Consider the following 678-nt stretch of genomic DNA (forward strand, 5'->3'; position numbering starts at 1 on the left):
GTCTTGGTATCGTTCGATTTCTTGTGGTAGCAGCGTACTTTCGTTATAGGTTTCAAAACTCTGTCGTTCTAACCGTACCATGCCGTTCACGACGCTGATGTCCAACTTGGCGCCAAATTCTACAGGTGCTTTGACTTTGCCACGCACAATCGGCCGCAAAAATGGCTGACGCAGATTTACAATGCGGTGTTCCATACGATGGATATGATGATCATACATGTACTTCTGCTGCGCATACATCTGTTGAATCACGGTTAACTGTTGTTGATACTTGTGTGCCAGCTGTCTGCCGTCTTGTAACAGATCAGCGATATATCGCTGATCTCTGGCAAGGTATTGCAATTGCTTGCGGATGCCATGCCGCAGTTTCTTTGCTTTGTTTTTCTTGGCGCGGACGATGTTCAAATAGTCCTTCCGGGCTTTGCGGCAATAGGTTCGCGGTTTCTTTCCATCAGTGGGAGTATGCAGCACGGTGATGATATGTTCCAGCTTTTCTCGTCCTTCATTTAACAATTCCATGTCCCTAGGATATTTGATACGAGATGGCGCACAGGTAGCGTCCACAATCAGCGTCCCTTCCTTGTCGGAGGTAGACGGCGGCGTATCATCATGATGAGAGTCCTCTTTCTTGTCTGTTTCTTTTTCAATGTGATGCGGCGCTTGTTTGGCAGCTTCTGC

1 protein-coding gene is annotated in these 678 nt (G+C 47.5%); it reads right to left on the minus strand.

Annotated features, from left to right (window positions below):
* The coding region (locus AB840_RS17385) for a hypothetical protein (RefSeq protein WP_048515708.1) at window positions 1-678 on the minus strand (678 nt) is incomplete at both ends.

The sequence above is a fragment of the Megasphaera cerevisiae DSM 20462 genome (assembly GCF_001045675.1).
GTDB classification, from domain to species: domain Bacteria; phylum Bacillota; class Negativicutes; order Veillonellales; family Megasphaeraceae; genus Megasphaera; species Megasphaera cerevisiae.